Annotated in this window: 14 protein-coding genes, 1 pseudogene and 1 riboswitch; of the genes and pseudogenes, 5 read left to right on the top strand and 10 right to left on the bottom strand. The window is 48.5% G+C overall.

All coding sequences use genetic code 11. The features are described from left to right. Nucleotides 1-11 precede the first annotated feature (11 nt). The 5 genes from NYE26_RS15375 to NYE26_RS15355 form a co-directional block, all read right to left on the bottom strand. Nucleotides 12-5,366 (bottom strand): sugar-binding protein, encoded by a 5,355-nt coding sequence (locus NYE26_RS15375; RefSeq protein ID WP_339257078.1) that lies wholly within the window; start codon nt 5,364-5,366, stop codon nt 12-14. 303 nt (nt 5,367-5,669) lie between these two features. Then, nucleotides 5,670-7,646 (bottom strand): sigma-70 family RNA polymerase sigma factor, encoded by a 1,977-nt coding sequence (locus NYE26_RS15370; RefSeq protein ID WP_339257076.1) that lies wholly within the window; start codon nt 7,644-7,646, stop codon nt 5,670-5,672. A gap of 467 nt (nt 7,647-8,113) precedes the next feature. Next, complete coding sequence (gene arsC / locus NYE26_RS15365) at nt 8,114-8,533, bottom strand: arsenate reductase (thioredoxin) (protein ID WP_339257074.1); 420 nt, start codon at nt 8,531-8,533, stop codon at nt 8,114-8,116. A 21-nt stretch (nt 8,534-8,554) separates the two neighbouring features. Beyond that, nucleotides 8,555-9,844: an arsenic transporter gene (locus tag NYE26_RS15360; RefSeq protein ID WP_339257073.1), complete on the bottom strand. Its 1,290-nt coding sequence runs from the start codon at nt 9,842-9,844 to the stop codon at nt 8,555-8,557. Nucleotides 9,845-9,961: 117 nt separating this feature from the next. After that, a complete protein-coding gene (locus tag NYE26_RS15355) occupies nt 9,962-10,288 on the bottom strand; it encodes a metalloregulator ArsR/SmtB family transcription factor (protein WP_339257071.1) in 327 nt (108 codons plus the stop codon). 134 nt (nt 10,289-10,422) lie between these two features. On the opposite strand from NYE26_RS15355, the gene NYE26_RS15350 reads away from it, so the two are divergent. The 4 genes and pseudogenes from NYE26_RS15350 (at nt 10,423) to NYE26_RS15335 (ending at nt 13,322) form a co-directional block, all read left to right on the top strand. After that, nucleotides 10,423-10,872, top strand: a complete 450-nt coding sequence (locus NYE26_RS15350) for a MarR family winged helix-turn-helix transcriptional regulator (protein ID WP_339257069.1) — start codon at nt 10,423-10,425, stop codon at nt 10,870-10,872. Nucleotides 10,873-10,929: 57 nt separating this feature from the next. Further along, on the top strand, nt 10,930-11,736 hold the full coding sequence (locus NYE26_RS15345; protein WP_339257067.1) for an arsenite methyltransferase: 807 nt from the start codon (nt 10,930-10,932) through the stop codon (nt 11,734-11,736). Between the two features lie 18 nt (nt 11,737-11,754). After that, a pseudogene (locus NYE26_RS15340) lies at nt 11,755-12,139 on the top strand (GNAT family N-acetyltransferase). Nucleotides 12,140-12,485: 346 nt separating this feature from the next. Continuing rightward, nucleotides 12,486-12,649, top strand: a riboswitch (cyclic di-AMP (ydaO/yuaA leader). Nucleotides 12,650-12,854: 205 nt separating this feature from the next. After that, nucleotides 12,855-13,322, top strand: a complete 468-nt coding sequence (locus tag NYE26_RS15335; protein ID WP_339257065.1) for a hypothetical protein — start codon at nt 12,855-12,857, stop codon at nt 13,320-13,322. Nucleotides 13,323-13,341: 19 nt separating this feature from the next. Here the strand turns inward: NYE26_RS15335 and NYE26_RS15330 are convergent, their stop codons facing one another. Next, nucleotides 13,342-13,527, bottom strand: a complete 186-nt coding sequence (locus tag NYE26_RS15330) for a hypothetical protein (RefSeq protein WP_339257064.1) — start codon at nt 13,525-13,527, stop codon at nt 13,342-13,344. Between the two features lie 130 nt (nt 13,528-13,657). On the opposite strand from NYE26_RS15330, the gene NYE26_RS15325 reads away from it, so the two are divergent. Then, nucleotides 13,658-14,401: a suppressor of fused domain protein gene (locus tag NYE26_RS15325; RefSeq protein WP_339257062.1), complete on the top strand. Its 744-nt coding sequence runs from the start codon at nt 13,658-13,660 to the stop codon at nt 14,399-14,401. 117 nt (nt 14,402-14,518) lie between these two features. On the opposite strand, the gene NYE26_RS15320 is transcribed toward NYE26_RS15325, so the two are convergent. The 4 genes from NYE26_RS15320 to NYE26_RS15305 form a co-directional block, all read right to left on the bottom strand. Then, nucleotides 14,519-15,883, bottom strand: a complete 1,365-nt coding sequence (locus NYE26_RS15320; RefSeq protein ID WP_339257060.1) for an FAD-dependent oxidoreductase — start codon at nt 15,881-15,883, stop codon at nt 14,519-14,521. A 26-nt stretch (nt 15,884-15,909) separates the two neighbouring features. Beyond that, on the bottom strand, nt 15,910-17,538 hold the full coding sequence (locus NYE26_RS15315) for a response regulator (RefSeq protein WP_339257058.1): 1,629 nt from the start codon (nt 17,536-17,538) through the stop codon (nt 15,910-15,912). Then, nucleotides 17,519-19,372: a sensor histidine kinase gene (locus NYE26_RS15310; RefSeq protein ID WP_339257056.1), complete on the bottom strand. Its 1,854-nt coding sequence runs from the start codon at nt 19,370-19,372 to the stop codon at nt 17,519-17,521. The genes NYE26_RS15315 and NYE26_RS15310 overlap by 20 nt, the downstream gene beginning before the upstream one ends. A 61-nt stretch (nt 19,373-19,433) precedes the next feature. Further along, a complete protein-coding gene (locus tag NYE26_RS15305) occupies nt 19,434-20,927 on the bottom strand; it encodes an extracellular solute-binding protein (RefSeq protein WP_339257054.1) in 1,494 nt (497 codons plus the stop codon). Nucleotides 20,928-20,964 lie beyond the last annotated feature (37 nt).

Here is a 20,964-nt window from a genome sequence, read left to right as displayed (position 1 = left end):
TGTTTACGCTTTTACTTAGCGAGATATTCGATGAACTTTATAAAGATAGTAGCTACTTCAGCGCGGGTGGCATTGGCTTGGGGGGCAAAGAAGTTGCCTGGCTTGCCTGATACAATTCCGATGCCCTGCTGTGCCTGAACGGCCTTCAACGCCCATGAGCTGATCTGACTCTCGTCCGCGAAGGACTTAGATTGACTTTCAGGTATCTCATAGCCCTTGTACTTCATGTAATTGTACAGCATCACCAGCATCTGCTCGCGTGTAATCGGTGAATTGGGTTCAAACAGGTCTGCGTTTATACCGTTGACGATGCCGCTTTCGGCCGCCCACTCGACTGCCGCCGTGTACCACTGCCCATCCGTCACGTCGCTAAAACGGGAATTCGTGTAGCTGGAGCGGTTGACGTTCTCAAGATTGGCCAGTACCTGCACGTACATCGCACGCGTCATTGAGGTGCCCGGTGAGAACGTCGTGGACGTCGTGCCGCTGAAAAGACCGTATGTGTAGGCGGAGTTTACGTAGCTGTAGAACCAGTCGTCCATGTTGACATCCCTGAAAGGATTGCCAGACACCACGAGGAAGCCCAGCGGGGTGTCGTCATCAAACACAAATTCCGTACGCTCATGGATGTTCAGCGACATGCCTTTGTCTAAGCCGGCACTCGCGCCGCCGTGTAGTGTCACTTCGGCGCTCTTGCCCGCCGGAATGGTCACCTTACCTTTTGAGTCTATAATCGTGCCTTCGGGTACCTTAATCTTCGTTCCGCCCTTGGTCGTAATCTCGCCGCCGCCGGGCAGGATGGTATTGCCGTTCTTGTCCGTGACCGCGGGCTTATCCTTCGGTGTGTTCACTGTGTAGGTCGGCTTCAACGATCCAGTGACTGTCCCAGTGCTGGTATTGCCCGTATTGCCGGTATTGCCCGAACTGCTGGTATTGCCCGAACTGCTGGTATTGCCGGTATTGCCACCAGAAGCACCGGATACGCTCGTTTTTCTCTGCGCGAACATCCAATCAAAGACGTCAGTGTAGTCGTTGTTCCAAGTCGGCAACTTAGAGGACTGCGCCGTAGGCTTAAGGCTCCACTCCTTGTTGGAACCTACATTGGACAATGTATCCGTGTACCCTGAAATATTGTTCCACAGAACTGAAGCTTCCATCTCATGGCCGGAAGGAATCCAATTGGTTCCATTAACAGGTGCTTCCGCCTTGGTCCATTGGTCATAAGGCCAGACGAATATTTCATTTCTGTCGATGAACGTGTGCCTAGCGTTGTCCAATAGGGGCATTATATTCGCTATATAAGTTTCCGCCCCTGTTTTTATTGTTGAAGAATCAGTAGTGTTAACGAATGACCAGTATGCAAAGCTTTTAAGAGCTTCGGCTTGTTTCGCGTTGATTGATGGTGGATAAGACATAGGCGCCGCGGCTGCGAGCAAATCGGGATATGTCGTCAAGAAAGTATTCGTATAAGCGGATCCCATAGAGAAGCCAGCCATGTAAATACGGTTGGGGTCAACAAGTCCCTTACTTACCAGATCATCGATATAAGCCTTTAAGGTAGCGGGTGTTGCCTGAACGTTGTTTTGCGCCCGCAGAGCGATGATATGACTAGCGTATTTAGCGTTCTTCTCCATTTTTTTCATAAGCGCGGTGGCTCCGTTGGCGGACCTGATGGGCGCAAAGGTATCCCCGTCCTGTGTACCGCCGCGGGTAGAACCGTGAGCATAGATGTAAAGGGGAAGCCCTTTTACCGGAACGCCGTTGCCGTCCTTATGAATATAGAGTCCATACTGCATCGCGTCCGCTTTATCAATTTTGGGACCCACTTCAAATTTGTCGATGATTTCATTGACGGTACCTGACTGTGCGAAAGAAGACTTAACAATGGCAGCCTTGCCATCAAGCTTGATATCGCCACTAGATACAATGTTGTAATTCTGGACGGTGGATTTGGATGCTTCCAAAGTGGACTGTCCGCCGGTTAATGTCCAAAATTCCAATTCTACAACGATGTAGCGGCCTTTAGTAAGTCCAGCTTGATAATCAGGGGAGTTCTGGTTCACACCCTTATACCCTCTGGGTCTAGGTTCGTCATTGACGTATACTCTATTGACGGTGCGTGTGCCTTGATATGCCAGGCTACCGTCGAACAAAGTATTCCTCGCCGATACTGTAAACAGGTTTGAACTAAGGCCGGCACCCACAGCTTCATTTCCCTCACCCAGATCAATGATAACAGCTGTGGTAAATTCTCCGGTGGCAAAGTTATCGTTGTATACGATAAAGTTAAGTAACGTTGCGGCCGGATCGGGTTTGAATGTAACATGGATTACCTTGTCATCGGTGTTCACATTATTCAAGGTATAGGTATTGTTTGCAATCTCTACAGACTCTCCATTTACAGTTACGGTATCCACGACATAACCGCCGATCGGAGTGAATGTAAAGGATTGGCTTCCGCCGTCAGCTACCCGAATCAAGCCGGATGGCGAGATGGTGCCGTTTAATCCTGCCGTGGCGTTAACGGGGTGTCTGGTTACCGTGGAGCTCCCAAGCAGCAGCAAGCTATTCTTGAAGCTGTCAGAACTGCCATAACCCGCGTCGGGCTTACCTAAAGCGGATACAACCTCATAACGGTCATTCCCTGCACCAGTTGAGTTATTGATGTACACATCAAACGTAATCGGGGAATTGCTCGTGAATTCAATGGTTCTTCTAGGTATCTTCACTTCCGCGATATACCCGGTATCCGTTCGTGTAACTGAACCGTCGCGGCCCGCAGCGGCTTGACCTGAGAAAATACCGCTTGCGCCAATACGCCACTGGTTTGAGCCACTTCTTCCGTCACCGACATAAAATTCCACACTGTCGGTCATGTACTCAGTGCCAGGCGTGTGACCGACGCACACATTCAGGTCTGTAACCACAACGCGTGCATACAGAAAGTCTTCGTCCCAAAATACTTTGGCTTTGCCGGTGGCCTTGGGGCCTATCTTCTGGTCGGGTGCGTTACTGTTGTTGATGTCAAACTCCGCAGCTTGTTCCCACAGTTTGTCGTTAGTGCCCAATACAGGTGAACCGTATCCGGCAACAGGCCGATGGTTTGCTGTGGTCTGCGCGAACATCCAATCAAAGACGTCAGTGTAATCATTGTTCCAAGCCGGCAAGTTAGAGGACTGTGCTGTTGGCGCTATGCTCCAAGTCCCCATCGTTATGTCATTGTAAAGAACAGCCGCTTCAACTTCATGCGCCACCGAATCACTCAGGGCAGGTGAATGGTTCGGATTCGGTTTCTGATTCGGCTGATCAAATTGATTGTAAGGCCATACAAGAGCCTCATTGCTCTCAAAGCGCGAAGCTTTCGCGTTGATCATTTTTGGCATATTGGTGTTTATGAAGTTAGCGAGGTTAGTCTGGTATACTCCAACGTTATACTCATTGATAAACATCCAATAGGCCAGGTTGGTGTGAACGTAGTTGGCGTTCGCGTTCGGTGAGCCGCTTACCGGAGACATAGGTGCGGCGGACGCGAAGAAGCCGGGATAAGCGTTAATTAAGCTGTTCGTATACTGACCGCCCCATGAGAAGCCCGCCGCGTAAATACGGTTAGGGTCTACTGCACCGCTGGCAACCAGGTCATCTATAACCTTCTTAACATTGGCTGTGGAGGGAGTACTCGTGCCATTATAGGAAATATTCAGGATATGGCTGGCGTATTTCTCGGGGGACTTTTCCATTTTCTTCATCAGAGCGACCGAGCCGTTCGCGGATTTCATCGCCGCTTTTGGGTCAGTCGCAGCGCTTGTGCCGCCGCGTCCCCTGCCGTGGGTATAGACATACAGCGGCAAGCCCCGCGACACTTCACCGTTTCCATCCTTGTGAAGGTAGAGCGCGCGATTGACCGAATTGCCCGTAGGTGCTGTAAATTGATCAAGGATCGGATTCACAACTTTTTCCTGTTCAAAAACCGCGTAGTTAAGCGGATCCCCTTCTGTCAGTGGGATCTCGCCGTTTTGGACGACGCTGTAAACCTGTTTTGTTGAGTTCATGTTGCCATCCAGTGTTATATTGCCGCCGCTCTCTGAATAAAACTCAAACTCAACTACGATGTAACGGCCGCGTTCCAGTCCCTCCTGATAATCCGGTGAACGGCTTACCGTCCCCAGATAGCCGCGTACCTTCGGTTCGTCATTGGCGTATACCCTAGTGATCTTGCGCGTCCCTTCAAAGGTTACCGAGTCGCCGTTCAGGGTCGTGTTCCTGGCCGAAACGGTAAACAAGTCCGGATTAAGCTTGGAGCCTTCCGCCGCCTTCCCTTCGCCTAAGTCAATGATGACAGCCGTCGTGTACTCGCCACGCGCGAAGTTGTCATTCCATACAATAAAGGGGAGCAACTCCGCGGTCGAATCATTTTTGAATGTCACTTGAAGGGTATGGTTAGCGACAATATTTGAAAAGGTATAAGTGCCATCATCGGATAGAACTGCGTCCTCTCCGTCTACCTTTACGGTATCTACAATTTTGCCGTAATCGGGGGTAACCGTAAAGGTTTTGTCTGAGCCGCTAGCTATTCTCAGAACATTGCCGGGTGCGTTCGGCGTTATTCGGCCGCCCGATTCCGCCGTGGCGGTGATTGAGAATCTCTCGTCCGCTCCACTAGCGGCAATGAGATTCAGGCTGTTTGTATAAGACGCAGCATTGTTGTAAGCCGCATCCGGAATTCCGAAACAGGAAACGACTTCATAGCGGTCACCGCCCTTTTCCGACGAGTTATTGATATATACTTCAAAGGTAAAAGGGCCTGCCTGCAAGTTCAAGGTTCTTTTAGGTATTCTCATCTCCACGATATATCCTGTGTCCGTGATCTCAGTCCACGCAGCTCTGCCCGGAGCGTTTTGCCCTGAAAACACGCCCGTCGCGCTGATACGCCATTGATTCGCGCCTTGGGTTCCAGCGCCGGCATAAAACTCCAGGCCGTCGTACTGATAATCATTTCCGGGTCCCTGATATAGATTGCTATCCTCCACGACTACGCGAGCATATAGGTAATCTTGGTCCCAAAGGATCCTGGCTGTGCCTGTGGAATGGGGCCTGGGGTCGCCGGGCACAGTGCTTTTGTTGATGAGATGTTCCATTGTCAGGGCCCACAACGGGTCGTTTGACCCGAGTTCGGGAGTGCCAAAAATGGCGGTAGGCGTTTCATTTGTCTGCAAGCTTGTAAGATCTGTAGAACTGCTGTCGCCATTAAGTGCTTCTGTATACTCGTTGTTGTCAGTGGCGGCGGCAAAGCTGGCAGGCATTAGTGACGCCACCATTAGCAAGCAACATAGGAACACGAGCATTTTGCCAAATCGTTTTGACATCATTGAAAATCCTCCTTTTTTCGATCCGTGCACCCACGGCTTACCCATATCGTAAACACCAAGGCTTCAACAGCTTACTTCATCGCAGCGAATATAATAGCGCTTTCATATTTTCCTCCTCCATAAATTAGTTGTTATTTCACCCTATGTAGAATTTCACAATTTATTCAAGGATCAAGTTTGATTAGATATTCACCAAATTTGCAATAGTACCATGTTCTTGTCCATTAAAACAGAAAACCCACGCTGGGCGCGGGTTCTAATAGTGCTATTTTCTTGTCCACTGACAAAAGATGTTTTTGTTCGTCAGTAAAAAGTATTTTCGTATAATTTCCCCGTATGCGCATCAAGCACTTCGGGCGTCCGCTCGTACTCGCTACCAATCATCCGATACACTAGTTCGTACGGGGCCTCTTCCGCCCTAGCATTGTGCATCCGTTCCCATTGCAGACGCAGCTTGGCCTGTGCCGTCCATCGGAGGATGGCTGTCTGGGAATCAAATGAAGGCACGGTCTCCAGCTTCTTTAACTGTTCTGGCCTTATGGAGGGGGACATCAAACTTTTGACCCTCCCATTAGAGCGGTCAACAGCTAGTTGATAGCATTCATCCCTGACAGATACGTCTTGAACATATACACCAAAGCGAATGATTTCCAAACGATCTTCGTCGTCGGTCTCTTCAGTTAGAAGCTTGAGATACGGCAACATTTCGGCTGCTAGTCCTCGGACATAGTCCATAGCTACTTCTATACATGCGTCTCGATCCCAGGTTAATGGAGCTAGTTGATCTGGCTTAACATGCGAAACAAAGTCAATCAGTTGTCCGGTTTGGCTGTCTACTCGCGCCTTAACCGCTCCCTCCATCTGATCAGCCCAATAGGCCTTCCAAGACCGGTCATTCTTGGCTGGACGCTCTTCATTCTGTTGCTTCCACACCATCAACTTGGTGTTCGAGCCAATATTGTCGTCTTGTACTAACTGAAATTGTTCCTTGTCTACGCCAATCCACTCTTCTAGGCTTCGTGCGGGCGGGAACTCACCTGGCCACTCGTCCAGAGTTCTTGGGTCAGAAGGGACAGCTTCTGCCCTATAGTCTGTCGGAACTTCCTCCTGTGATGATGCAGTATAGATTAGTCCTCTACTTCGGGGGGCGTAAACAAGATGGACCTGATCGTCACCATCCGTGTACACGGCTTTGTCCAATACGCAATATTCCACATGTAGCAAAAAATTCTCCTTCATACACGCCAACTGTTCCTCTTCTGGTGTGATCATGGTTGGGAGTGCTGGCCCTGGAACGGTTCCGTAGTACCTAAATCCGACCACGCGACCGCTGGGGTGAACCATAATGAGGCATCCCGTCTCAGGAAGCGGCAGCCCCATCGCCTTCTGCTGTCGTGTGTACCCAAACATCCCTTCCATCCACTCCATCTCACAATACGGAAAATTACGCAGTGCGCCGGGATAATGATCTTCCAGGAATTGCTCTGCCTGCTGTTTGAGCTCATCCTCAGATAGCCGTGTCCCGTTGTCCAATGAGGCCCAGGAAATGGCATAGTCTAGCAAGTTGCCGTCCCTGGAGAGCGTAGCAGAAACGGCGTCATCACTCCCCGTTTTAACCCATAAGAATCCCGCTTCTCCCTTCCCTGTTCCCCTCATGGTGTTCTCTTGATAATCATTGACGATCAGATCATAATCCGGTGAAACGGCAAACTGGTGCTCTGCCTGTTGTCTTAACTGCAGGCGTAATGTATCCAGGTCTCGTTCGGGAAAATCTTGAGCCATTTCGTTGCGCAAATGCTCCAGCCCCTTCCGTAATTGTGTTTTTACAGTACCTAATGGCATGTCCAGGAGATGGGCGATTTGCTGCTGGGTCAGGTCCTTCTTATATTTTAAGAACAGGAGCTGACGCAGCTTCGGATTCAGACTGGCCAATGCACGCTCCAGATCCAGGGTTTGATCGATATCATTAACGACCAATGGCTCTTGCGTTTGCGGGTCTTCGCTCAGGTGAACACGCTTGGATTTCTTCAAATGATTGAGCGCCCGGTTCACCACAATTCTGGTAAGCCAGCTCTCAAACGCTTCGGCTTGCTGCAGCATATGCAGTGACTCATAAGCCTTAACCAGGGCATCCTGAACGATATCCTCCGCATCTTTGGACTCCCGGACATAATGGCGAGCCACTCGGTGCAGCTTATCCGTTCGATCCTTTATAAGAGAAACGAAGGCATCGTGATCTCCGTTTTGTGCGGCATTGATTTGTTGCTGTGCATCGATCATTGTCGTTCACCTCCTGTTATATAGACAGCTAACTCGGGGGTTTGGATTTAATTAATGTAACATTATTCTGGAACTGACCGATCAAGTGACCACCCGCATGCGGCAAGCACGGGTGCCAAAGAGGAGTTACTCTTGGCTTGTTCCTGCTGAAGCTCCTTCATCCACTGAAGCAGTTCTTCCAGCCCGGTACGGGTATTGGAGAACACACAGTCCTTTGTTAGACCACCACATATACATGCTGGGATTCGGGCAGTATTGAACTTCGCTTTATGTGGCAAGCTCGTTTCACCGCCAAGTTATCATCCATGCCAGGCGCACCCAAAAAACCGACCTAGTAATAAAGGTCGGGTTTAATTTGGAATTTTAGCAAAAAAGATCTATTATACTTTACCTTCAATCAGTTCATGATAATTTACCATTATAGTTTCTCTCCTGTCTCATTAGCAGCAGTTACTCCACTATCGTGACTATTCACACGTTTCAGCAAATTGTTTGATGCGCTCTCCCACTTGATCACGAACCTGCTGGAAGACTGCCCACTTCTCTTCATCTGTTCCTTGCGCTTTTGCCGGATCATCGAATCCCCAATGCTCACGTTTCACCTGAGGCGGGGTAATGGGACACTTATCTGCTGCATCTCCACATAAAGTAATGACGAGATCAGAGCTGTTCAGCAGCTGCGGATCAATAATATCTGACGTTTGACCTGAGATATCTATACCAACTTCACTCATCGCTTGAACGGCTTTCGGATTCAACCCATGAGCCTCAATGCCGGCACTATACACATTCCATTCATTGCTCAAATATTTCTTGGCCCAGCCTTCGGCCATCTGGCTCCGGCAGGAGTTTCCTGTACATAAAAAGTAAATGGTTTTCTTATCCATGAGTCACATTCTCCTTTGATTTTAAAATAAGGTCAATGTTATATATAGACCAAGCAGTGTGATGAACAGCGTAGGGATGGTCAAAATAATCCCTGTTTTGAAGTACGTGCCCCAGGATATCTTTACTCCTTTGGTGGAAAGCACATGCAACCACAGTAAGGTAGCCAGAGAACCAATCGGTGTTATCTTTGGTCCCAGGTCAGAACCGATGACATTCGAATAAATCAAAGCTTCCTTAATTAGTCCGGAAGTGTTCGTGGCATCAATGGCCAGCGCATCAATCATTACGGTAGGCATGTTATTCATTATGGAGGAGATCACCGCGGCAATAAAGCCCATCCCCATCGTTGCTGTGAACAGCCCATGATCTGCAACGGCCTGGATGGCATCAGCTAATACATTCGTAAGGCCCGCATTTCTCAGACCATATACGACAACATACATACCGATGGAAAAGAACACAATGGCCCAAGGTGCCCCCTTCACCACTTCTATTGTGGGGACAGCGGGACTTTTCCTTGCCATGAGTAAGAAAAAGATCGCGATGATACCCGCCACGACAGATACCGGAATGTTCAAGAATTCACTGACAAAGTATCCCGCAAGCAGAACCGCAAGTACAAACCAGGATAGCTTAAACATCTGCTTGTCTTTAATAGCCGCTTCAGGTTTTTTTAGCTGGGAGCTATCGAAGTTTCTTGGAATACTTTTACGGAAAAAGAGATAGAGCACAAAGATGCTTGCCCCTAAAGAAAATAAGGTTGGCATTAACATCCGTCCGGCGTATTCCATAAAGGTTAGCCCGAAAAAGTCGGCCGATACGATATTCACCAAATTGCTTACAATCAGGGGCAAAGACGTAGTATCTGCTATAAACCCGCTAGCAATGATGAACGGAAAAACCTTTTTCTCATCAAAATTCAGCGCACGGACCATAGCCAGCACAATGGGTGTTAGAATGAGCGCTGCCCCGTCATTAGCAAAAAATGCCGCTACTACAGCACCAAGAATGATGACATAGATAAACATTCGGGTTCCATTCCCGCTAGCAGCTTTGGCCATATGTAAAGCAGCCCATTCGAAGAATCCAATTTTATCGAGGATTAACGAGATCAAGATGATTGCTACAAAGGCCAGTGTGGCATTCCACACAATCAGCGTAACATCCAGAACATCATTCAAGCTGACGACACCGGCAATTAAAGCGAGTAACGCTCCGCCGCAGGCAGACCATCCAATGGACAACTTTTTAGGCTGCCAAATGACAAAAATCAAAGTGACTATAAATATCAGACTTGCCAGAGCTACCAATGGTATTCCCCCAGTTTATGTCTAAATACCACGCATCCGAACACTCCCTTCAAAGAGTTAAGTTTAATCTCAGGCATCATTATATAATTATACACTTATATATTCAATAGAAAACTGTCATTCGCAGCAAACAGCATTAGACGGTTTATTCAAATGCAGTAAAAGGTCACTCGCATTCGGGGTAAGATTTAGGATGGCCTTAACATGGGGTTTATCAACTATATTTAAAGAATAATAGACCCACTGTCCCCTTTTCTGTTCCTTTACCAATCCGCTGCTTTTTAATTTACGTAGATGCTGACTAACGGCTGGCTGAGAAATGTCAAAGAGATCCACGAATTCACATACACACCACTCTCGCTCTTTTAAAAGAATTAGAATTGTGAGACGTGTTTTATCTCCAAGGAGCTTTAAATCTTCTGCAAGATCATTTAATGTATCCAATTTTGAATCTCCTCTCTTCGTATATAAGACAATACTTATATTCTAAAACCTTTATCATCAATTATCAACTAAGCAAAATTTATATTTGCACTTTGCAACTAAATGCAGTATAACTAGTTCAAGAGGTGAAAACAATGGAAACTCCAAGAGAACTACTCCAAATCATGAGTCGGCGTTTAGGATTACTCAATAAGGATTGCTGTAGCGTAGGAGGATGTAATCTTTCCGCTACCCAAAGTCATCTGTTATATGAGATCGATCGGAGTCACAATCCTTCCATGCAACAAGTCGCCGAAACACTTGGCACAGATATTACAACCTTCAGCAGACAAGTTCAATCTCTGGTGAAAATGAATTTGGTTAAAAAGACATCTGATCCCACAGATCGAAGAATTTATAACCTGTCACTCACTCCTGAAGGTAAAATGGTAGCTGCAACTATTGATCAACAAATGAATGAATACCTGAACGAGGCCTTCTCACACATGAGTGAGTTTGAAGTAGAAACATTACTACGGTCTATTAAGCTTTTCAACGAGGCCATGGGGAAATCCAGCAATTGCTGCGCACCCGTAAAAGGGTAACTTCTCTTCTCTTTTACTTGTATATTGCAAATTATTTCGGCTAAGGAGTGTATAATCATGAGCATGCTTACTAATGATCAAATCCGCCAAAATGTACGGGGCCGCTATCAAAAGATTGCTGTAAGAAACGTTGAGACTTCCCCATCCAGCCGAACTTCTGCTGACAGCAGTTGCTGTGACTCCCCATCTGATTTCAGTGCCATATCTGCTAAGTTGGGATATTCCAGTGAGGACCTCGCTTCAGCTCCCGAAGGCGCAAATTTAGGTCTTGGTTGCGGTAATCCGCAGGTTATTGCTGAACTGCAGGCGGGTGAATATGTTTTGGACCTTGGGAGTGGCGGCGGATTTGATTGTTTCCTGGCTTCCCGGCAGGTAGGTAATGAAGGCCATGTTATAGGTGTGGATATGACACCTGAGATGATCAGTCGAGCAAGAGATAATGCCCTTAAAGGTAAGTTCAGTAACACCGAATTCAGATTGGGCGAAATAGAGCATCTTCCCGTTGCTGATCATTCGATCAACGTCATTATCTCCAACTGTGTGATTAATCTCTCCCCAGACAAACAGCAAGTATTCCGTGAGGCTTATCGTGTTCTTCAGCCTGCAGGTCGTCTTGCCATATCAGATATCGTAACTACAGCTGAGCTTCCTCCTGAGATCAAAAATGACCTGGATGAATTATATTCGGGTTGTATCTCTGGCGCCTCTTCCATTGCCGATTTGGAGATCATGCTTCAGGAATGCGGCTTTACTGATATCAGCATTGAGCCAAAGGACGAATCTAAAACATTCATTAAAGATTGGGTTCCAGGTGCGAACGTTGACCAATACATCGTCTCTGCTGTAATTAAAGCGAGAAAGTAATCTTAAGGGGATGTTGATATGATCAGTACATTAACTGTCCGTCAGGCCACACCTGAGGATATTCAAAGCATTCTTCGTATCTACAATCAGGGGATCGAGGACCGGGTCGCTACACTTGAAACAGAGACGAAAGATTCCTCATATATGGAATCATGGTTCAATGATCACCAAGACCGCTTTAGCGTTTGGGTTGCTGAACGCGAAGGTGCAGTCGTGGGCTGGGCCTCACTGAACCCATATTCTCACCGTTGCGCGTATAACGGCGTCGCTGACCTTTCCGTTTAATGAGAATGGTCAAGGCTTGTACCGGAAGATGGGCTACCGGCAGGTTGGTGTATTTGAGAAGCAAGGATTGATGGACGGAGCGTTTATTGATGTGATGATTATGGAGAAGCTACTATAAAAATGAAGATCAAAAGGAGAAGTTCCATCCGCAAACGGAGGAACTTCTCCTTTTGATCTATTCCTACAATCTTACTTTCATGGAGGCTCCGCATATCGGGCCTGTAAACAGGAGGATCTTAAACATTATATCTGATCTTAATATCATGATTAAAGAAGCATTAAGATTCATTTAGCCCCATTTAGGTTGCATTAAAAAGTTAATAAATACGCGATAACTTCAGAAAATCGGGGATGAATGCTAGATTACAAGGGATTTTCTTCATTTTTATATCCTATAGAGTCTTATTTAGTCTCCTAGAGAACTTTCAGCATTTTACAAACAGTGATGCTCAGCGTAAGATTCCTTTTAACAAATGCTGAATTCCCGTCAGGCGGGAAGCGGGGGAACCAAATGGCTGTGACCAGCCGAAATGGGGTGAATCCAAAGAAGATTGAACTCTTCACTGGTAGGACGACTCTCACCGTCCGAATCCGTCAGCTAACCTCGTAAGCACTGGAGAGAGCCTGCATTAACCATGCTTTTTTGCTGCGATCCCGCAAAACCTTTCCATTACACTTATCCATCGTACAGAAAACCAAATATTCCGTTTGGCTTGAGCATGCTGCTGTATGTGAGAATGAAACTGAACTGACAGCCTATGTAGCCACAGCTGAGCAGACCCATAATCTGCAGCGTTATATGAAATCTATAGACAACCTAGGAGGCATTATTCATGATTAACGCCAGACTGTCACGAATCGAGTTGTTCGCATTTAGCTGCCGCCCTTCCTTCATGCATATTTCAGATCCTTACGGATGCTGGTATGGGGTGTTGAAGTTAACCTTCGGAGGACAGATCAGCTATGGGAATTGCATTCTTTGTGCGGGTGACAATGCGGTGGATTTAATCAAATGGGGCTCTTTTCTGAAAGAGATATGTCATTGTACTGCAGAAGAAGCCACAGAATACGTCCGGATGCACGGACAAGAATGGGCTCCCAATCAACTTAACATGATCAAGACTGCACTCGATAGTATGTTCATTCAAAATGACCAAATCCGAATGAAGGTAGGAGCCGGATCGGAGCGGTATCGCCATCAAAGGACAGAGCAAAGAATCCATTCAATTAATACGGTGAAGAGTCATCTGAATCCAACCATTTTATTTGCAGAATCGGTATCCTATTATTCACTGCTATAGACATGATCAATTTAAATTATCAAACCTTCAATTGGTCAAAAATCTTAACGAATATTTTTGCAATGTTCTTGGCATCATCGATACCTCTATGGTGAGTACCTTCAAGCGGCAGTTTAAGTATAATCAAGGCTCTCTCCATGCCTACGCCCCGCTTGCGGTCATTTTCCCAACAGGTGGCTTCCAGATCAAAAATGATATAGTTCATATCTGCTCCTTGAAATTCGAATCGATAGACCCATCGCTCCGGGGCTATGTCTTTTGTTATACTTCCAAGTGAGGTTTCAAATACTTCATTTCGCACTTTAATATAAACCCACACAGAGGAGCGCAAAGACATGAACTTTTTCAAAAAGCTGTTTGGCGGCAAGGAAATGGGCAAATCGGAAGACGGTACTACCATTTATGGTTATGACGCTTCGGATGAGCAGCAGGTTACGCCTCCCGCCAATATTTTGTACATGGAAGATTTAAATGAACATTTCAATCGGGTCTTTCCAAACCGGGAAACCGGCGTGTTCCACGAACTGATCTCAGACACCGTACATATTGATGTGAATATTATGGAAGCTACACCTGATGAGCGATACCGGGTGCTGTACACCAATGGGATGAGCGATCTGCCGCTGACCCTCCCACAGGAGATCCGTAAAGAGTACAAGCATCTGGAACGCGCGGAGCTGATGATATTTTTGCCGGCGGACTGGCCGCTTTCGCAGGAGGATTTCGAAGCGGAGGAGAACTACTGGCCGATCCGGCTGATGAAGATGCTTGCCCGATTCCCGCATATGTATCAGACATGGCTTGGATACGGCCATACGATCCCCAACACGGAGGATTACGAGCCTTATGCGGCTAATACGGAGCTGTCCGGCGTGATCCTGTATGCTCTGCCGGAAGAGGTTAGCACCGTCCATACGAAAGATGGCAATCAGGTTCAGGTTTATTTCCTGGTACCGCTGTACCGGGAGGAAATGGAGTTCAAGCTGGAGTCAGGTATGGACGAACTGATGGCCAGGCTGTTCGAGCTTCCAGAGGATTTCCTCATTCTGAATCCGAATAGACACAATGCGTGTAAATAACTGCCCGGATTAACAGCTTTAAAAGGCTGAGCTTAAGTCAAGAATATGACTTTGGGCTCAGCCTTTTGATACTAGTTAGCTTTCTTTCACTGTTGACTGTAATATAATTCGACCTTCCTAGTACCGCTCATTGATCTGCTCCCCTAACCATGCGCCTTGGCGGACAAGTCTGCGCTGCAGGTCCGTGATGTCGATACTGCGCGTTTCCCGCGTACCTGTCTTGGCCAGAATCGCCGCGGCCGTACCGGAGGCTTCGCCCATGGCAAAGCAATTCGGCATGACCCGGGTGGAGCCTTGGGCCGCTCTATCGGTTGATATCGCTCTACCGGCTACGATTACGTTCTGAATACCGGCCGGAAGCAAGGCGCGATAAGGGATGCCGTGGGACTCTCCCGGCGATAGACGTACCATCGTCATGCCGCTCGTAGGCTTTGCCATATGAATATCAATAAAGTAGGCATTTCGGGCAATATCGTCCGGGAACGAACGGCACGCCAGAAAATCGTCGGCGGTGACGATATAATCGCCGATGATCCGGCGGGTTTCCCGAATGCCGATCTGTTCGCCCGTCAACGTCAGGAAAGCGTTTTCGAATCCGGGAATCGCTTCCCTCAGCCAACCGGTAATGTGTTCAACAAGTGCGCGGCCTTCGATCGCTCCGCGAGTCAGATCATCCGTGTTTGAACCATCAATCCCGAATACATGCCCGAAATTGAAGCCTGCCGTATGATCGTTTAGCCAGGAAATACCGGCCCAATCTCTCGCGACGCGCAATCGCCCTTCGTGTTTCGCCTTGTTGATCGCATGTTTCAGATCGTGGCCGTGCGTCTCCGCACTTGAGAGAAATTTGTTCCGGTCCAGGTTATTCAGAACGAAGCACATCGTCCCCGGCTGCAGCTCTCCATCATCTCCGCCTTTGGCGAGCTGCCCGCCCGCAAGATAGGTGAGATCCGCATCGCTGGTTGCATCAATGTATATCTTCCCCTTCACAGCCTGGGTTCCGGTCTTGTTATTAATGATCGCGGCTTCAATGATGCCGTCCTGTTGAAGAACTTGACTGACGAAGGTATGATACAGCACTTTAACGCCAGCCTCCATCATCTTCTCGTCCAATATCCGCTTTAAAATTTCCGCATCAATCGGCACCCAATCCAGCCGGTCCTTCCATGCTTCCTGAAACGTCTCCTCCATCCTGCTCTTCATATCAAGCAGAATTTCCAGCCCAATCCCGCGGATTACCGGCTTGATCTGATCGGTATACGGGCAAAATGCAGGAACCTGAGAGACCGTCGCCATGCCGCCCAGGTATCCTCTTTGCTCTATCAGCAATACGGATGCCCCGTTTCTCGCCGCTGCGAGCGCCGCGGCTACTCCTGACGGTCCTCCTCCGGCAACGACAACATCCACCTCCGTGTAGACAGGAATATCACGCTCGGGTATTTTAACGGTTAGCGCCATATCGGTCATTCTGACCACCTCCACCTGTTTTCTTCCATTGTAGTTTTAACTTACATCAACCGCGGTGAGACTGAACGCTCTTGTTTCTTTAATTCACTCGGGGCTACACCCCAATATTTACGAAACACTCTGGAAAAATAGCTGACATCACGATATCCTGCCGCTTCTGCTGCATCATACACCTTAACGCCGCTGTATAAGAGCTCTTTGGCATGCTCCATACTCCGCTTCAGGAGATATTCCGAAATGGATTTCCCTTCCTCCCGCTTAAAGAGCCGGCTAAGGTAAGAGGGATTGACATATAATCTTTCGGCCAGCGTGTGCAAGGTCAGTTCTTCCTTCCCCAGCATTTCCTCCACGGCCTCGATCATTTGTTTAACGAGCCGATGGCTGGAATGCTTTCGCTCCCGTTCCCGGTATTGGGTAATGCGGCTGGCCACTCTTTTGGACCATTCCACGATTTGCTCTTTGGAGAGCAGGGATTCAAAGGATAGAAGCATCGAATAATCCTCTTGCAGCACCTCCTGCATCGACCAGCCCCGCGATTGAATCATACGTGTAAATAAGCTGCTCAAATACAGCAAATGCTCGTATACCTTTTGGGTTGAGACCGCTTGGGAGTATACGTCCTTGAAGTAGCAGTCTATCAGTTCAGCAACCGTTGCCGCGTGATCCGTATGAACCGCGATCTCCAGCTGCTTTTCGAACTCAGCGTCATAGTGAAACGGCTGCTCCATGTTGGTTACGTCCAGGTAAGGAACGAACACCTCATTTCCGTAAATGGCCCGCTCCTGCAGCGCACGGCGTGCCTGCCCGTAGGACAGCGAAACATGATCCCATGAGCCTGGGGTCCCTAGTCCGGCGCTGGCGGTAAGCTTCAGACACTCTTTAACAATGTTGAAGAGACGGGGAACGTGAACATTGATCCGCTGGATGATATCTGGAGCCGATTCTTCCGGTTGTCCCAAAAAGAGCAGCACGGTTGCTCCGTCCGCATCATTAAAAACCCGGCAGTCTTCATGCTGTAAACATTCAGCCGCTATGCTTTCCAGCGAAAACTGCAGCAACGCCTGATCCGAAGACGTAAACCGTTCCCCTTGCTCGTGAATCGGATCGATTTCACATACGGCTACTGCAAACCAGGTATAGAGGGCAAGCTCCAGATTCAGCTCCTCCATATGCTTCTTGAGCTCCCAGTCCGCATACCGGCCCTGTATCCAGTTTCTATAAAAATCATCCTGGAGCTGAGGCAGGCGGTCATGCCATTTCCGCTGCAGCTCAATCATGCTGTGCTTTTCCATCAGTTCCTCTCGTATCTCTTCCGCAGCCGCAAGAATAGCCTTCAAAATTTCATCGTCTCCGGCCGGCTTCAGCAAGTACTTCATGACGCCAAGCCCCACAGCAGCCTGCGCATACGGGAAATCGTCATGGCCGCTTAAAATCACGATTTTCATGTTCGGTTCCTGCTGCAGCACCGTTTTCGCCAAGGTCAACCCGTCCATCTCCGGCATCTCGATATCGAGCAGCATGATATCCGGCTTCCTGCGCCCGATCATGGACAGCGCTTCTAAGCCGTTCTCGGCAAGCGCCACTACTTCGATGCCATGCTCATTCCACGGTATATTATTGGCCAGGCTATTCAATATTCGAATTTCATCTTCAACAATCATGAGATTCATGTTCCGGTTCCCCTCTCTCCTCCCGGCAGCGCTCTGCCGGCAAATCGATGATCGCCGTCGTTCCGTTCCCTTCCCCGCTGACGATCTTCAATTCCGCCGTCTCCCCATAGTAAATGGTGATTCGAGCCTGGACATTGAGCAGCGCAAAAAACTCGGAGTTCTTTTCAGGGGGGGCCGTGTAATCCCCGAACCTGATTCTTGCCAGGGCCTGTTGAATCCGCATAAGCCTTGGCCCTGGAATCCCTCTTCCATTATCGGTTACCTGGATGATCAGCCGGTCATTAGAGACATCGGTGCGAATGCTTAATGCTCCGCCTTTTTTTCGTTTCTCCAATCCATGCAATATGGCATTCTCAACCAGCGGTTGAAGCAGCAGCTTCAGAATATGCAAATGCTGGCTATCCTCAGAAGCGCAGTACTCCACCGTAAATCGCTCGGCAAAACGGATTTGCTGAATCCGAATATAGTATTGAAGGTGCTTGAATGTTTCCTCCACCGTAAACGACTCCTGCCCTTTACTCAAACTCAGCCTGAAGAAGTTCGACAAGTTGAGCACCATCGTACTGATCTCTTCCGCTTCATAATTTTTGGCCGTCCAATAAATCGAATCCAGCGTGTTGTACAAGAAGTGGGGATTGATCTGAGCCTGCAGAAATTTGAGCTCCGTCTTGGTCATTCTGAGCTGTTGCTCATAGATGTCCTTGATCAGATGACGCTGCTGACTCGCCGTTTCGTTGAAAGCCTCCGTTAAATACCCCAACTCGTCCTGCCGCCCGTTCTCCAGCCTGATATTCAGATTGCCTTTACGCAGCTGCCGCATGCCGGACACAAGTCTTGATATCGGAGAAGCAATTCCGCTGTAGATAAACCAGGCAATCCAGACGGCAAGCACGACACTGAGTGCAATAATGCAGTACGCAAAAATTTGCAGCGGCCTCGACTTATCATAAATCTCACGCTCGGGCTGGATCAGCAGCAGCGACCATCCGCTTCGGGGAGAAGTCACCCGCAGAATCAAATTTTTCTCATCCGTTTCCGGGGTTTCCCGGACAAACACACTGCCTGGTTGGACGTCCCTCCATTCGAAAGACAATGTTTCTGCAGGAGCACTCGATACGATTAACCGCTCCCGGGCATCAAACAGATAGACCTTGGAGCTGCTGTTCGCCAGCAAATGGGACAACGAGCGGAGCAGCTGATTTTTCGAAATCGACAGCATGAGGACATTTTCGCCTTTTTCGCCGCGATAGAAATCCATAAGTCTCATCATAATAAGCTGATTCCGGTTATAGATAGGATCCGGGATTCCGGACAAATTTTCTTCATGGCGTTCTGACAAGTAGTATATGCTTGCGCCATTTGCCTTCAGAGCCTCACCGTACCATGGCTCAGGGCCTTGGGATTCACGGTGCAGCAGCCCGAGCTTTGTTGTGATCAGCGAGTTGGAAGGACGATGATAAATCATGGTGTCGCTTAAATATTCATTGACCATAGTTATATTCGTAAGCTCTTTCATGACACGCGTGAAGTCCATAATTGCCCCGGAGGTCAGGGTCTTCTCCTGATGAGACAGCAGGGCGGATAAATTGGTATCAGTTGCGATCAAGGTGGACAGATTGTGGATGCTTTTTAAGGTCAGGTCAACAAACTCCAACGCGGAGTTCATGGCACTGAGTGTGCGCTCGCCAAGCTCCTGCTCCAAAATCCGCTGAGACTTTACATTGGCAAACATACTGAACGCCACCAGCGGCAGCAGGATAAGAAGAAAATAACAGGTTAGCCTAAACTGAATCGACTGCTTCAAGACGTTGCGGAATTGCGTCAGCCACTTCATACGATTCCCCCACGGTTTATGCATGCCTTCATTATAGCTTAGACCCTGTTATCCGTCCTGTTCATTGTCCGTTGACTTCCTTTGTCATTTCCTCGCCGCCGTTTTTCTTCCAGTCTTCAACAAATTGATCAAAAGCGTCTACCGGCTGCTGGCCTATGATGATTTTCGTAAAGGCTTCGACCTCCATCTTGGACAGCTTAGGCCCGTATTTACCCATTCCTGGCGTTGGTACGCCCAGATATTGATTACGGATGGCAACCTCGCTAATCTTGTCGACAATCTCATTCAGCTTAAACTCCATCCCGAGCGAGTCCAGACGTTCTCTGGATACTTCAGAATTGAACGGTACAATCGCTTCGCCGAGCGTTAGCCGGTAAATATGCTTGTTGTGCTCATCAAAGTTCGTAACCACCTTCCCGTCCTCCATATTCCATACCTCGCCCTCGAAGCCAAGCATGAGTGTGCGGTATCCGTCTCCGATCATGAAATCAAGCATCTTAATCACAGCCTCCGGATGTTTGCTCGTAACCGGAATCACATTAAACCCGGCAACATAGCTGTTGCCCCAGGTTCCCTGCTTCCCGTCAGGTCCGGTTGGATATTCGAGGGGAATCCACTCTGCATTGGGATCATTTTTCCGGTTGGTCAATATCGGGCCGCGGGTGTCATACCAGTTCCCGGAGAACAGGCCCACTTTGCCGCTGGCGACTTTCTCGTCAACATTGGCCATCTTATTTAAAGCCCACTCGGGATCAATCAGCTTTTCCTTATAGAGCCCGGCAAGATAGCTTAGTGCTTCCTTCATTTCCGGCAGTGTGCTGGAATTCACCAATTGCCCGTCCCGTTCAGTCCATTGACCCCGCTGGATTCCCCATGCCCCGATAAACGGAGCTACTCTGCCGAGGTTTTCCTGCAGGATCAGGCCAAACGTGTCGTCTTTGCCGTTTCCGTCCGGATCATCCTGTGCAAAAGCGCGAATCACCTCTTTGTATTCTTCCAGCGTTGCCGGCGGCTTGAGCCCCAGACGGTCCAGCCAATCCTTGCGTGCAAACATGATTTCATTGCCCGGGATCGGGTTCAAGCTGGGAATCCCATAGATCTTTCCGTCCACGGTGACGACCTTCCAGGCTTCTTCCGGGATACTTTTCTTCAGATTCGGTCCGTATTCGTCGATTAAATCATTCAGAGGGGTAAGGGCCTTCTGCCGGACATAGCTTTCGAACCAATTGGCGTCATAGGACAGGAGCATATCCGGCAGATCATCGGAGGCCATAATCACGTTCAGGGCATCCCCGTAACCGTCCGCAGGAGGCGTGAGCAGCTTGATGTCCAAGCTCGTGTTCTCGCGGATGTAATCAATATAAGGATTATTGTTCTCGTCCATGCCCGGCGGGAACTTCCGTCCGGCATTGCTTAATACGATATCAATGGCCTGGCGTTCTTCCTTCCCTTTGCCACCTTCCTCCTTCGTGCCGGATGAACATGCGGACACCAGCAGCATGGAGGTCACCGCCAGAATGGATACGGATCTTTTTACCAAGATTGAGACTTTCATGTGACAATCCCCTCTCTTTTCTCATGTTACATGCAGT

The organism is Paenibacillus sp. FSL P2-0136 (assembly GCF_037975325.1).
Taxonomy (GTDB): Bacteria; Bacillota; Bacilli; order Paenibacillales; family Paenibacillaceae; genus Paenibacillus_AQ; species Paenibacillus_AQ silagei.
Note: the sequence above shows the minus strand (reverse complement) of the source record. Positions and strands in the feature narration are given on the sequence as shown.

Bases quoted from the DNA above. Each gene is read 5' to 3' on its own strand.
- NYE26_RS15375 (WP_339257078.1), bottom strand. From the start codon at position 5,366: ATGATGTCAAAACGATTTGGCAAAATGCTCGTGTTCCTATGTTGCTTG.
- NYE26_RS15370 (WP_339257076.1), bottom strand. From the start codon at position 7,646: ATGATCGATGCACAGCAACAAATCAATGCCGCACAAAACGGAGATCAC.
- arsC (WP_339257074.1), bottom strand. From the start codon at position 8,533: ATGGATAAGAAAACCATTTACTTTTTATGTACAGGAAACTCCTGCCGG.
- NYE26_RS15350 (WP_339257069.1), top strand. From the start codon at position 10,423: ATGGAAACTCCAAGAGAACTACTCCAAATCATGAGTCGGCGTTTAGGA.
- NYE26_RS15345 (WP_339257067.1), top strand. From the start codon at position 10,930: ATGAGCATGCTTACTAATGATCAAATCCGCCAAAATGTACGGGGCCGC.
- NYE26_RS15335 (WP_339257065.1), top strand. From the start codon at position 12,855: ATGATTAACGCCAGACTGTCACGAATCGAGTTGTTCGCATTTAGCTGC.
- NYE26_RS15330 (WP_339257064.1), bottom strand. From the start codon at position 13,527: ATGAACTATATCATTTTTGATCTGGAAGCCACCTGTTGGGAAAATGAC.
- NYE26_RS15325 (WP_339257062.1), top strand. From the start codon at position 13,658: ATGAACTTTTTCAAAAAGCTGTTTGGCGGCAAGGAAATGGGCAAATCG.
- NYE26_RS15315 (WP_339257058.1), bottom strand. From the start codon at position 17,538: ATGAATCTCATGATTGTTGAAGATGAAATTCGAATATTGAATAGCCTG.
- NYE26_RS15310 (WP_339257056.1), bottom strand. From the start codon at position 19,372: ATGAAGTGGCTGACGCAATTCCGCAACGTCTTGAAGCAGTCGATTCAG.
- NYE26_RS15305 (WP_339257054.1), bottom strand. From the start codon at position 20,927: ATGAAAGTCTCAATCTTGGTAAAAAGATCCGTATCCATTCTGGCGGTG.